The organism is Streptomyces sp. B21-083 (assembly GCF_036898825.1).
In the GTDB taxonomy this organism is placed as follows: domain Bacteria; phylum Actinomycetota; class Actinomycetes; order Streptomycetales; family Streptomycetaceae; genus Streptomyces.
Map to the genome: position 1 here is coordinate 321,866 of NZ_JARUND010000002.1, position 11,965 is coordinate 333,830.

Genomic DNA, 11,965 nt, shown 5'->3' on the forward strand with positions numbered 1-11,965 from the left:
TCCCGGGACCGCGGCGGGGAGGGGCTCCGGTCCCGGGAGCGGGGGTCATCCGGCGGTCAGAGTGGTCCACTTCTGGTTGGAGCCGCCGTGGCAGTCCCACAGTTGGAGCTGTGTGCCGTCGGTCGTGGAGAAGCCCGGAATGTCGAGGCAGCGGCCGGAGGCGGGGTTGCGGTAGCCGCCGTTGTAGGGCTGCCAGATCTGGTTGGAGCCGCCGTGGCAGGCCCAGAGCTGCACCTTGGTGCCGTTGGCCGTGCCGAAGCCGGCAGCGTCGAGGCATTTGCCCATGGAGCGCAGGGTGCCGTCGGTGTAGGCGGACCAGTACTGGTTGACGCTGTCGCCGCAGCTCCAGATCTGGACGGCGGTCCCGTCGGCGATGCCGAAGCCGCTGACATCCAGGCATTTGCCGCCCATGTCGGACTGCACGCGTGCGGGGGCGGGGGCGGGGTTCCTCAGCCACCCGGCGCTGTCCGCGGACTGAACGCCGCGGTGGAAGGCGTCGGCCATCTTCTGGTAGCCCGCGTCGTTGGGATGCAGGGCGTCGGCCAGGTCGGCCGTGGTCAGGCCGCCCATGTCCACGTATGCGACGCGCTTGCCCGCGGACTGCGCCTCGCTCACGATCTGGGGGATGGCCTGGTTGTACGCGGCACGGTACTGCTCCTCCGAGCCGCTGGTGGACACGACCAGGGAGGCCACGAGAACGGTCGCGTCGGGGGCGGCGGCGGTGATCTGGTTGACCAGCGACTTCAGCCGGTCGGTGGCGGTGGAGACCTGGTAGCTCTGGTTCAGGTCGTTGGTTCCGGCCATCAGCGTCACGACGTTGGGCCGGTAGCGGGTCAGTGAGGTGTCGGCGAGTGCGGCGATCTCGTGGATCTTGTAGCCGGAGTGGCCTTCGTTGTCGGGGTCGGACATCGAACCGCTCCGCCCCGTGCCGACGAAGTCCAGCCGATGGCCGTCCGTCGCGAGCTTGTCCCACAACGGAGCCCGGTAGCCGTTGCCCGTGCTGCTTCCCACGCCCCAGGTTATGGAGTCGCCCAACGGCATTACCCGCAAGGGTGTGTTGGAGGCGGCGGAGGCAGGTGCCACACCTGCCGCCGTCATCCCGAGCGCGGCAGTGACCAGCGTGATGAGGGGCAGAATCCAAGGCTTTCTCATGCAGTCGTCCTCTTCTGCGAGTGCGTGCTGAATCTGGCACGGACTTCTCGACGTTCGTGTCGGCAACTCGGCTGCTGTGTCGTCCCGTTGGCATCGGCGGGCGCATGACGTACTGGCGGAACGGCGTGGTGAGGAACCTGTGCGTAGCCGGCTGTCCGCGACCGCTCCCACAGGGGGCGGGCATGCCCGGCCCCCTCGCAGTGAAAGCACTGGCCGGCCACCGGTGGGCGTTGTCACGTTGTCGGGTGGGTAGGGCCTGACGGTGGTGTGTCGAGGCATGGTTCAGTCGGGCTCCGGGCCCGGTTCGGCGTGCGTCGTTGCCCGCGAACGTCAGGAACACCGGAGCCGGACCTGTGTCACGCCACCGGCTAGCGCTGCAGTGTCAGCACGCCCGGCCGGTAGGGCAGGAGGCCGTAGTCCCCGCCGTCGGTGCTGGGGTCGCGCCCCTGGTAGAGGAACTGCAGATTGCAGGGGTCGATGGTCTTGGTCTGGTCGGGGTTGGTGCGAACCAGATCGCCGTGGCTGATGTCCCTTGTCCAGGCCGTCGCGCCGCTGTTGGCACTGCCGGCGAAGGGGTTGGTCACGGTGTCGGCCCCGGCCTGCGGTGTCCACGTGCCGTCGAGGCTGGTGGCCGTGAACGAGCGGAAGTAGCGGCCATACCCTGTGTAGTTCTGGGCCTCGACGATCATGAGGTACTGATTCTGACCCTGGACCTTGTAGACCTCCGGCGCCTCGAACAGGTTGAGCGGCGTGTCGCTCATGATCTTCGTGAACGAACCGAAGGTGCCCGGGAAGTTGCCGATGGGCATGCCGGCGCGGTAGATGCCGCCCTCATCGTCGGCGAAGAACATGTACATGTTTGTGTCGTCGCCGATGAGGGTCACGTCGAGGGGGCCGCCCTTCGGGAGGGTGCCCGTGAACAGCTCCTGCTGCGCGGACCAGCCGTTGGGGTTGGTGGGGTCGCTCGACGTGCGGTAGCCGAAGCTGTATGGCCAAGCCCCGTTGTAGGCGAGCACCCAGAGGTTCTTCGGGGCGAAGTAGAACAGCGTCGGCGCGATGCCGTCGAAGGGGATCGTGTTCTGGGTGGCGGTGGCCATGTCGGACCAGTTCGTGAAGGGGCTGAAGGTCGTCAGTCCCCAGCGCCCGTCGTCACCGGCGAGGGTGTTGTGCGTCGTGGCATAGACGATGTGCTTGCCGTTGGAGACGACGCTGGTGAAGTCCTTGAGCGAGGCCCACCCCGCCTTCGGCTCCGCCAGCGGGCCGGTCGATGTCCAGCGGTACGTCGACGGAAGAGCACACACGTTGTTCGCCCCTGCCAGGCCGGTCCACTTCTGGTTGGCGCCACCGTGGCACGACCAGATCTGCACTCCTGTGCCGTTGGCCTTGCCCCAGCCCGCGACTTCCAGGCACAGCCCGGACTGCACCCCGACGACCGTGCCGTCGGCGTTCACCCGCCACTGCTGGTTCGCACCGCCGTTGCAGGTGCGGATCTGCACCCGGACCCCGGACGTGGTGGCGCTGCCCGGGACCTCCAGGCACTTGTTGCCGTACACCGTGAGCTGGTTGCTGTCGGTCGACGTCCACTGCTGGTTGGTTCCGCCGTGGCAGTCCCAGATCTGCACGTTCGCGCCGTCGGTCTGGCTGAAGCCCGACACATCGAGACACCGGCCGGAATCAACACCGCGCACATCGCTGGTGGTGGCCGCCTGAGCCGGGCCGGCGACGAGCAGCGCCGCCAACGCGGCCAGAGCCGCGACCACGGCGGCGAGCACCACCGACGGACGTCCGCGACGGAAACTACGTCTGCGCATAAGGTCCTCGTCATCCCTGAGCAAGCGACTCCGGCCCACCCCGTCAGAGGCCGCCCGGATGCCGACGTGACACGACAATGTCCGATATACCGAACAAGGGTCGAAGTGTCGAGCAAGAGAATGCTAGACATCCCATGAATGACGTCAATACTTCTCACACGATTCGCGGACAGAAACGTTCGCAGGCTGAAACCAGACGGCTCCAAGTCCCTTGGTTGCAAGGACCTTTGACGCGAGAGTCAGGTAGCGATGCGGGCGCGGGCTTGGACAGGCACCGTTGCAGTACTGGTTGCCGCCGCTCCCGAAAAGGTTGCCACCCGGTCCAAGTTGAGGGCGTGATGGGCCACGGGCAGCGGATGCAGGCGGGTGCGTTCGACCGTCCAACGCGGAGGCCGGCGCCCTGTCTACCTCGCGGTGGACGCGGGTGTTGACCTGCCGCCAGAAGATCGCGCAGGCCCCGCGGAGTTCGGCGAAACTGCTGTGCTGCTCCCGCAGGTCCGCGGAGGTCGGGATCAGGTCCGTCTTCGCGATACGGACGGTGGCCTCGCCGCCCCCATTTGAACTCGGGATCGGACGGGACGCAGGCGTGCACTTGCAGGCCGCATTGGCGTCCTGCGGCCACGACTTGAGGCTGACGGACCGCGATCCCGGTGACCCGGTCGATGGTCGTCGTCTTCTCGTTGTCGGTGAGTAGACGGGTCGGTGCCCCGCCGATCGCCCGCAAGGTGGAGTCGATGCACGAGATCACCGTGGGCGGGGTCCGGTCCCAGACCGGGATCACCACCCGGAAGCGGGACCACGCCAGCCATGCGCAGAACAATCGCGTCACGCGCTCGCTTCCACGGCCCGGACCAGGCACTTTCGGGCCCATCCCCAGTCGAACTGCAACCAGAGACCGGGCTCGGCGATCCACGGCCGGTAAGTACGACGGTGGCCGGCCCGCCACTGCTCCCTTCGCCCGCGCGACCGCCCGCCGTGTCGTCCGCTCGTCCCCAATGAACCCAGTAGCTGGAGGCGTTCGTGAGCTTGTCGGCTCACACCGTGCGCTGCGACCGGTCGACCCACTCCTCAATCTTCGGCATGAATGGGTCGATCAAAAATCTTGTGCTGTCCGCTATCAACTCCTAGGATCCATGCCGTCCGAAGGATCGGCTCACGTTCGCAGTATCGAACACACCCGGCGAAGCGGCTTGCGCATGGTGCGCATGCCGGGCATCACAGCACCCGCACCATCCGTCCAGTAAGGCCCTCCCCCGCACGCCTGTGCCGCGGCCGTGAACCTCCTGTTAGGCCAGGCGCGGCCGGCCCGTCGTCCAACTCGTAGGCGGTGCCTGGGGCACGTCGTACCCCAGCCCCGTCCTGCCGCCCCCACCCCGCCAGGTCACCCCACTGACCGGCGGCGACACCTTCGACGGAACGACCGTGAAACCGAAGTGGGTAGGGAACCACAATCCGGACCACGACAAGTGGTCCGTCAACAACGGCCTGACCCTGCGCACCGCGACGGCCACCAACCACCCGCACTGGGCCCGCATTACCCTCACCCACCGGATTCAGGGACCCACCTCCACCGCGACCATCCAGCCGGACTACGCGACGGACAGCAACTGGAACACCACCGGCACCGAAGTCGCGAGCGCCAACGTCACGGGCGGTCGCAGGCCGCGCGCGGCCGCCGACATCCACCCCGGCGCCTCCCGTCCGGGAACCTTCTCCCACAGCACCGACGGCACCGACTTCACCCGCCCGGGGCCGCGTTCACCATGGGCAACACCTGGCCGTTTCTTCAGGGGCTACCGCTTCGCCCTTCCAGCTACGCCACGCGGACACTCGGCGGCCCCATCCGCATCGCGCGGTTCGCACTGACCACACCCCGAGCACAGCAACGCCTCTCCCCCACATCTGACCAGCTGCTCAGTCCCCCACCCGCAGCACCAGGAAGGACCACACCATGGCCAGTACCGCCGTCCACGGGCCAACGGCTCACCCGACCGCAGTGAGATCACCCACCACCGCTACGAGACTCGCCCGGGCAACCTGGGTGCTGATCCTCATGTTGGCGTTCGCCGTCCTTCCCGCCGCTGTGCAGCCCACGGCGGCCAGGGCCGACAACCCGATCGTGCAGAACGTCTACACCGCCGACCCGGCCCCACTGGTGTACAACGGACGGGTCTACCTCTACACCGGGCACGACGAGGACGGCTCCAACTCCTCCTTCGTGATGAAGGACTGGCGGGTGTGGTCTTCCGCCGACATGGTCAACTGGACCGACCACGGCTCACCGCTCAGCCTGGCCACCTTCAGCTGGGCGTCCACCGACGCGTGGGCGGGCCAGGCCGTCGAACGGGGCGGCAAGTTCTACTGGTACGTGCCGGTGACGGCTCGGGCGACCGGCCGGATGGCCATCGGCGTGGCGGTGGCGGACAGCCCCACCGGACCCTTCCGGGACGCCCTCGGCCACCCGCTGATAGAGAACAGTGAGATCGACCCGACCGTCTTCATCGACGACGACGGCCAGGCCTACCTGTACTGGGGCAACCCGAACCTGTGGTACGTCAAGCTGAACGCGGACATGACGTCCTACACAGGCAGCCCCGTCCAAATTCCGCTCACCACCGCGGGCTTCGGCACCCGCACCGACAACCCCGACCGTCCCACGCTGTACGAAGAAGCACCCTGGGTCTACAAGCGGAACGGCCTGTACTACATGGTGTATGCGGCCAAGTGCTGCTCGGAGTTCATCGCCTACTCCACTGCACCCAGCCCGACCGGGCCGTGGACCTACCGTGGAACAGTCATGCCCGCCCAGGGCAACAGCTTCACCAACCACCCGGGCATCGTGGACTTTCAGGGCAACTCGTATTTCTTCTACCATAACGGCGCCCTCCCGGGCGGCGGCGGCTTCACCCGATCGGTCGCAGTGGAGAAGTTCTCCTACAACGCTGACGGAACGATCCCGACGATCAACATGACGACCACCGGTGCCCCCCAGGCCGGTGCGCTTGACCCGTACGTACGCCAGGAGGCCGAGACGATCGCCTGGGGTTCCGGGATCGAGACCGAATGGACCAGTGACGGCGGAATGGACGTCGGCTGGATCGAAAACGGCGACTACACCAAGGTCAAGGGAGTGGCCTTCGGGGCCGGCGCCTCCTCCTTCGCCGCACGCGTCGCCTCGGCCACCAGCGGCGGCACCCTCGAAGTGCGCCTGGACGGTCCGAGCGGGTCGGTCGTGAGCCGGTGCGGTGTGCCGAACACCGGCGGCTGGCAGGCCTGGACCACGGTGACCTGCCCAGTGAACGGCGCGACGGGAACCCATGACCTCTACCTGACGTTCACCGGCGGCAGCGGCTACCTGTTCAACATGAACTGGTGGCAGTTCACCCGCGCCGCGTAACCGCACCGCGTCGACCTGCTCCTCGCGCTGAAGCCCGAGGATTCCGGCCTTCCCGTCCGAAGCTTGCGCCGCGTAACGGCGCAACCTTCGGACGGGAATCCGTTCTCGCTGCCGCTGCCGGGCGCGGCCGGGCGGCCCGTGGGGTAGTAGTAACCGCAGCCGTCCTTGCCCGGGTTGGTGGCCAGGTACCAGGTGGCCTTCTCCAGCAGGCTGGCTGGGTCGGTGGTGGCCACGACAAGCCGGCAGGGTGAGTCGGGGCCGCAGCCGCCCAGGCGGGCATCGGCGGCCTACCAGGTCTCAATATGCCCGTCGCGGAAGTGCCGCTCCACGGGCGTCCACTCGCCGGGACGCTTGGCATCGTGCCAAGTCAGGGCATGGGCAACCTCGATGGGAGTGTGCGGCTGGTCGGCCGGAGCCCAGGTGCCGCGGTGCGGCTTGAGCGCGACCGCGTTGGCCAGGCCGGCCTCGCACAGTGCGAGGTACCAGTCGTCGCTGACCGAGTAGGCGCAGTCGGCGACCACCGCTCGGCAGCTGAAGCCCGCCTCCTTGCCTCGGGCCGCGAGGGCAGCGTGGCCAGCTGCGGTTTCGCATGGAAAGCCGGGTCGGACCGGGCGCGGGCGAAGTGATGGGCGGGGGTGTAGGGAGTCGCGTGCAGCGGGTAGTACATGTGGCCGTCGGTCCACACCGTGGTCACCGTGACGATGCCGTTGTCCGTCTTGCCGTACCGGCCCGGCCACTGCCGGCCCACGCTGGCGGTGGCCGTTCCGTCCTTGCGATCCCCGATAGCTGTAAGTCCTGGCGTGGCCCGCGAGGGTCCGGCGGCGACACGTCCCCTGCCACAGCACCACGAAAACCACCCAAGTGCTAAGAAAAGTAGCCCAGTTCCTGCGAGGCCGCGGCCGTGCTGAGCAACTCGGCAGTCACTTCGGCGAGATGTTCCGGTGTGCCGGCGCTCTCCGGCAGTACGACGGAACGGGCGAGCGGTGTTGCGCAGCAGGCGCCGGGCCGCTCCGATCACCGTGTTCTCCGGCTATCGGCCGGTACTCCACGGGGTGCGAAATGTCGTGGTCGGGTCGACCATGGCCCCGACCGCGGGTTTGTGTCCCTGCGTGATCGGTCGGGCCTTCGTGGTCGGTGGTCAGGTCGGTGTCAACGGGTTGCTTCGGGTCAGAAGCAACAACTCGCTCTGACCTGGGAGTTTAAAATGTTCCATGCCAAGCAGGCAGCGGAGGAGCACGCTGCTTCTCCGACCGCTGCGGGCGCTCGGCTGCAGCAGATCCGGCGCCGGGTCCACCTGGGCTCCATGGGCGTGTGGGCTGCGGTGGCGGCCGGCCCCATCGCGCTGGCCGTCGCCGTGGCCACGCCCGCGACCGTGGTCCGTGCCGCCCCCGCGACGAAGCCGACCCTCGTGAAGACGACCGTGTCGGCCGGCCCTTCCGGGTACAGCTCTCGCCGAAGGGGCGCTGTCTGCGCGAAGACGTCGGATCAGGACCTCTTGCGGTGAACCCGCGCCGGCCGCCCGCGCTCCGGTGCGGGCCTTCGCCCTCTGTCACCGCGCCGTACGGCCCCCTCCCGGCAGCGGCAATCCCGCGCGACAGAAGGCTCACCCGGCGCTACGAGGTTCACGGCGCCGGTACGGCACCGATCTGCTGCATCACCCCGAGGAGATCGGGCTGGCCCCGTTCGCCGACGATCCGGCCGTCGGCCAGGTAGTAGAAGTTCATGGCCTGCACCGAGATTTTGTTGCCGCTCGCCGGGATCCCGAAGAATTCACCGTCGTGGGTTCCCCGCATGGTGAACCGCGCGGCCACGGTGTCGCCTTCGGTGACCGTCTCCTCCAGCGTCCACTGGACGTCGGGGAAGGCGCTGCGCATCATCCCAATGACTTCCAGGTACCCATCGGGCCCCCGCAGTGGTTCCGGGTGACTTGGCGCGTGGAACACCGCGTCCGGAGAAATGACCTCGCGGGCGAGATCCTCGTTGCCCGTGTTGATGAACTCGACGAAACGGTTCATCACTGACTCGGTGGACTGCGATTGCATCTTGCTGTGCCTCTCCAGAGACGTTCGGGCGGGTACCTGCGAGCGTAACATCGAATCGATGTTCACATCGATTCGATGTTCGCGTGCGAAGATGGACTCATGCTGGAACTCGCGATACTCGGCTTCCTCGCCGAGGGACCCCTGCCTGGACACGAGCTGCGCCGCCGCATCTCACAGCTGACCGGCTATACGCGGCCGGTCAGTGACGGCAGCCTGTATCCGGCGATCAATCGCCTGACCAGGGCGGGCTTGATCGAGCGGCGCGCCGACCCGGCCGCGGGGGCGGCCCGGTACGTGCTCAGCCCGACCGCGGCCGGGCGGGCCGACATGCTCCAGCGCCTGCGCAAGCCCGCCGACCACGAGATCACCGACTTCACCCGGTTCTACGTCGTCCTGGCATTCCTCTCCCACCTGCCCGACGTGGCCGAACGGCACGCGGTGTTGCGCAGACGGCTGGAGTTCCTGGAAGAACCGGCGAGCTTCTTCTACGACAACGAGCGGCCCCTGCGTGCCGAGGAGATCGCCGACCCCTACCGGCGGGGCATGCTGCTCACCGCCCGCGCCACCAGCCGCGCCGAACGGACCTGGCTGCGCGAGACCCTCGGGGAGGAACCGCCCGTATTCGACACCGGATACACCGACAGCGATCCGCATGCGCCCGCCGCTCCCGCGAGCTGACCGTCCACGGAGGTACCCCCATGCTTGCATCCTGGTACGACGCCCAGGGCTCCGCCGCCGATGTCCTGCACGTCGGTGAACTCCCCGATCCCGTCCCCGGCCCCGGCGAGGTCCGCGTCCGCGTCACCGTCTCGGGCGTCAACCCCGGCGACACCAAGAAACGGCGCGGCTGGCTCGGCTCGTCCATGCCATTCCCGCGGGTGATCCCGCACAGCGACAGCGCCGGAGTCATCGACGCCGTGGGCGCCGGAGTCGACGTCCACCGCGTCGGACAACGGGTCTGGGTATACGGCGCCCAGTCCTACCGCCCCTTCGGCACCGCCGCCCAGTACACCGTCGTACCCGACCACCAGGCCGCACCCCTGCCCGACCACCTCAGTGACGAGCTGGGCGCGAGCCTCGGTATCCCCGGCATCACCGCCCACCGCACCGTCTTCGCCGACGGCCCGGTCGACGGCCAACTGGTCCTGGTCCACGGAGTTCTCGGCGGCGTCGGCTCCCTGGCCGCCCAGCTCGCCCACTGGGCCGGCGCCACCGTGATCGCCACCGTCCGCCGAACCGCGGACCTCGACCGCGTCGACCCGGCCGTCGCCCACGCCATCGCCCTGGACACTGGCGAGCCCGCCGCTGCCATCCGCTCGTACGCGCCGCGGGGCGTCGACCGGATCATCGAGGTCGCGCTGTCAGACAACGCCGATCTCGACAACGCCGTCGCCGCCCAAGGGGCCGTCATCGCCGCCTACGCCACCCGCGCGGACCGCACCGAGATCCCCTTCTGGCCCCTGCTGTTCAACAACGTCACCCTGCGGCTGCTCGGCAGCGACGACTTCCCCGCCGAGGCCAAGCGCCAGGCCGCCCGCGACCTCACCTCCGCCGCCACCGTCGGCGCCCTTACTTCCGCCGTCGGCGACTGTTACCCGCTGGACGACATCGCCAAGGCCCACGACCACGTCGATGTCGGCGGTGGCCACGGCCGCATCCTGGTCACCATCCCCCAATAGCGCAGACTCGGAACACTGCCCTGCTCAACTGCCTAGCCCTGCGGGGCGGCCCGTCGCGCTGCCAAGTAATCGGACCAGTTCCCGCCGGCGAGGGTGGCCCAGCGTTCGGCTGTCTTGGGGTGGATGCCGAGCAGGTCGGCGATGACCATGGGCGGCAGGTCTACCGGGGCGTCCATCATGGCGGTGTTGCGTGCTGCGCGGGCGGGCAGACCGTGGTGTCTCAGGGTGTCGGCGAGGCCGAGGGGGTTGCGCGGGCGTCCAAGGCTGTGACCGGGCAAGAGACATCTGCATCCGGCCGCGTTGCTGTGCCGGGGCTGTGCTGCCATGCTCCGTGACGGAACTCTCTACGAACCGCAGGTGTCGGCCCCGTCACCTGGCCCGTGGGTCTGCGGGGAGAACGACTCGATCAGCCTCGACATCGAGCACCGGACGGCGATAGTCGCCTTCCGGATCCATCAGACCGGCTTGCCCAACCGCCGATCTCCCGAATGAAGCCGCAGAACACATCAAGTCGGTCCGGGCCCTGCAACTCCCGCAGGTCGACGTCGAAGTCGACTTCATCGTCGGCATGAAAACGGAAGATCGCCGACTGAGGTTCCCCTCCTGCTGTGGAGACCGTGACCGGAAGGATAGATGGGGTCATGGCATCCAAGAAGCGCCTCTACGATGCGGAGTTCCGCAAGGGGGCGGTACGGATCGTGATGGAGACCGGGAACCTGATCCCAGAGGTGGCCGCGGATCTGGGCATCCGTTCCGGGACACTGCACAGCTGGGTGTCGCGGGCGAGGCGTAACGGGTCACCGTCGTCGGACCGGCGGGTGGCCGAGGCGTCGCCCGGTGGTCGGCTGCGGGAGAGTGAGCGCGCGGAGCTGGACCGGCTGCGGGCCGAGGCCAGGGAGAAGGACAAGCGCATCCGCGAGCTGGAGATGGAGCGTGATGTGTGCAAGCGATTCGTGGGCTTGTGGGTGAAGTAGCTGACGCGGACCCGGCCGTGGCGGTCGGGGTGATCAGCAACTGCAAGGCCGAGCAGAAGATTCCGTACCGCACCGCATGTCGAGCACTTGGGGTGTCGGAGTCGTGGTTCTACAAGTCACGCGACCGCCCGCCCCCGGCGCGGGAGATGCGTCGGCAGCTTCTGGCGGAGGAGATCGAGGAGACCTTCCGCGGCTCGGGCGGCACCTACGGCTCGCCCGAGGTGTTCATCGAGCTGATCCGCCGGGTCTGGCGGGTGTCGGTGAACACCGTCGCCAAGCTCATGGCCGAACTCGGCCTGGCCGGACGGAAGATCTGAAGGCGCCGGGGCCCGACCGGCCCGGGAAGCGGGCGGCGGCCGCGGACTTCGTGCGCAGGGACTTCACCGCCGAGGAACCGGACCTTGTCTGGGCGGGCGACATGACCGAGATCGACACCGGCGAAGGCAAGCTCTACCTCGCCACTGTTATCGATCTGTTCTCCCGGCGGCTCCTCGGCTACGCGATGGGCGTCCGTCACGACGCCGAGCTGGTGGTGGCCTCACTCAACATGGCCGCGGCCAGCCGGGGCGGCAACGTCGCGACGTGATCATGCACACGGACAGGGGCAGCGAGTACTGCTCGCGGCGCTTTCGCCGGCCCTGCCGGCGACTGGGCGTGACCCAGTCCATGGGCAGAGTCGGATCTTGTTTCGACAACGCCGTGAGTGAGGCGTTCAACAGTGTGCTCACGGTCGAGTACGTCCACCGGCACACCTTCGCCGCCCGCACCGAGGCCCGGATCAGGATCACCACCTGGATCACCGACATCTACAGCACCTGGCGGCTACACAGCGTATGCGGGTTCAAGAGCCCGATCGACTACGAACGCGAGTACCGAGCCACCCTCGCCGAGGGACTGGCCGCATAGATCG

General features: G+C 68.1%; 13 protein-coding genes and 3 pseudogenes. 9 read left to right on the forward strand and 7 right to left on the reverse strand.

The genetic code is table 11. From position 1 onward, the window contains the following. Positions 1 to 45 precede the first annotated feature (45 nt). The 3 genes and pseudogenes from QA861_RS25520 to QA861_RS25530 form a co-directional block, all read right to left on the reverse strand. Entirely contained in the window at positions 46 to 1,152 is a 1,107-nt protein-coding gene (locus QA861_RS25520; RefSeq protein WP_334590909.1) for a ricin-type beta-trefoil lectin domain protein, read from the reverse strand. Between the two features lie 368 nt (positions 1,153 to 1,520). Beyond that, positions 1,521 to 2,963: a non-reducing end alpha-L-arabinofuranosidase family hydrolase gene (locus tag QA861_RS25525; RefSeq protein ID WP_334590910.1), complete on the reverse strand. Its 1,443-nt coding sequence runs from the start codon at positions 2,961 to 2,963 to the stop codon at positions 1,521 to 1,523. A 347-nt stretch (positions 2,964 to 3,310) separates the two neighbouring features. Next, positions 3,311 to 4,057: pseudogene (locus tag QA861_RS25530) on the reverse strand (transposase); the annotation flags it as partial. Between the two features lie 328 nt (positions 4,058 to 4,385). Here QA861_RS25530 and QA861_RS47440 point away from each other — a divergent pair. Both QA861_RS47440 and QA861_RS25540 read left to right on the forward strand, forming a co-directional pair. After that, on the forward strand, positions 4,386 to 4,829 hold the full coding sequence (locus QA861_RS47440) for a hypothetical protein (RefSeq protein ID WP_503461751.1): 444 nt from the start codon (positions 4,386 to 4,388) through the stop codon (positions 4,827 to 4,829). Positions 4,830 to 4,914: 85 nt separating this feature from the next. Continuing rightward, a complete protein-coding gene (locus QA861_RS25540; RefSeq protein ID WP_443041578.1) occupies positions 4,915 to 6,360 on the forward strand; it encodes a glycoside hydrolase family 43 protein in 1,446 nt (481 codons plus the stop codon). Between the two features lie 173 nt (positions 6,361 to 6,533). Here QA861_RS25540 and QA861_RS47130 read toward each other — a convergent pair. Then, a pseudogene (locus QA861_RS47130) lies at positions 6,534 to 7,141 on the reverse strand (IS701 family transposase); the annotation flags it as partial. 423 nt (positions 7,142 to 7,564) lie between these two features. On the opposite strand from QA861_RS47130, the gene QA861_RS25550 reads away from it, so the two are divergent. After that, positions 7,565 to 7,864 carry a hypothetical protein gene (locus QA861_RS25550; protein ID WP_334590911.1) on the forward strand — a complete coding sequence of 100 codons (300 nt, stop codon included), beginning with the start codon at positions 7,565 to 7,567 and terminating at the stop codon, positions 7,862 to 7,864. Positions 7,865 to 7,982: 118 nt separating this feature from the next. Here the strand turns inward: QA861_RS25550 and QA861_RS25555 are convergent, their stop codons facing one another. Continuing rightward, positions 7,983 to 8,468, reverse strand: a complete 486-nt coding sequence (locus QA861_RS25555; RefSeq protein ID WP_334590912.1) for an ester cyclase — start codon at positions 8,466 to 8,468, stop codon at positions 7,983 to 7,985. 33 nt (positions 8,469 to 8,501) lie between these two features. Between QA861_RS25555 and QA861_RS25560 the strand changes: the two genes are divergently transcribed. Both QA861_RS25560 and QA861_RS25565 read left to right on the forward strand, forming a co-directional pair. Further along, positions 8,502 to 9,080: a PadR family transcriptional regulator gene (locus tag QA861_RS25560; protein WP_334590913.1), complete on the forward strand. Its 579-nt coding sequence runs from the start codon at positions 8,502 to 8,504 to the stop codon at positions 9,078 to 9,080. Positions 9,081 to 9,100: 20 nt separating this feature from the next. Further along, positions 9,101 to 10,081, forward strand: coding sequence for an NADPH:quinone reductase (locus tag QA861_RS25565; protein WP_334590914.1), 981 nt, complete (start codon positions 9,101 to 9,103; stop codon positions 10,079 to 10,081). A gap of 32 nt (positions 10,082 to 10,113) precedes the next feature. Here QA861_RS25565 and QA861_RS25570 read toward each other — a convergent pair whose 3' ends face one another. Beyond that, positions 10,114 to 10,407 carry a hypothetical protein gene (locus QA861_RS25570; protein ID WP_334590915.1) on the reverse strand — a complete coding sequence of 98 codons (294 nt, stop codon included), beginning with the start codon at positions 10,405 to 10,407 and terminating at the stop codon, positions 10,114 to 10,116. Between the two features lie 43 nt (positions 10,408 to 10,450). Next, a pseudogene (locus tag QA861_RS25575) lies at positions 10,451 to 10,667 on the reverse strand (hypothetical protein); the annotation flags it as partial. 55 nt (positions 10,668 to 10,722) lie between these two features. On the opposite strand from QA861_RS25575, the gene QA861_RS25580 reads away from it, so the two are divergent. Genes QA861_RS25580 through QA861_RS25595 form a run of 4 tightly spaced genes read left to right on the forward strand, consistent with a single transcriptional unit; the run spans position 10,723 to position 11,961 of the window. After that, positions 10,723 to 11,055: a transposase gene (locus QA861_RS25580; protein ID WP_334590916.1), complete on the forward strand. Its 333-nt coding sequence runs from the start codon at positions 10,723 to 10,725 to the stop codon at positions 11,053 to 11,055. Beyond that, positions 11,043 to 11,372 (forward strand): IS3 family transposase, encoded by a 330-nt coding sequence (locus QA861_RS25585; RefSeq protein ID WP_334590917.1) that lies wholly within the window; start codon positions 11,043 to 11,045, stop codon positions 11,370 to 11,372. Before QA861_RS25580 ends, QA861_RS25585 begins: the two co-directional genes overlap by 13 nt. A 50-nt stretch (positions 11,373 to 11,422) precedes the next feature. Next, on the forward strand, positions 11,423 to 11,641 hold the full coding sequence (locus QA861_RS25590) for a DDE-type integrase/transposase/recombinase (protein WP_334590919.1): 219 nt from the start codon (positions 11,423 to 11,425) through the stop codon (positions 11,639 to 11,641). Positions 11,642 to 11,643: 2 nt separating this feature from the next. Then, a complete protein-coding gene (locus tag QA861_RS25595; protein WP_334594840.1) occupies positions 11,644 to 11,961 on the forward strand; it encodes an integrase core domain-containing protein in 318 nt (105 codons plus the stop codon). Positions 11,962 to 11,965: the final 4 nt, after the last annotated feature.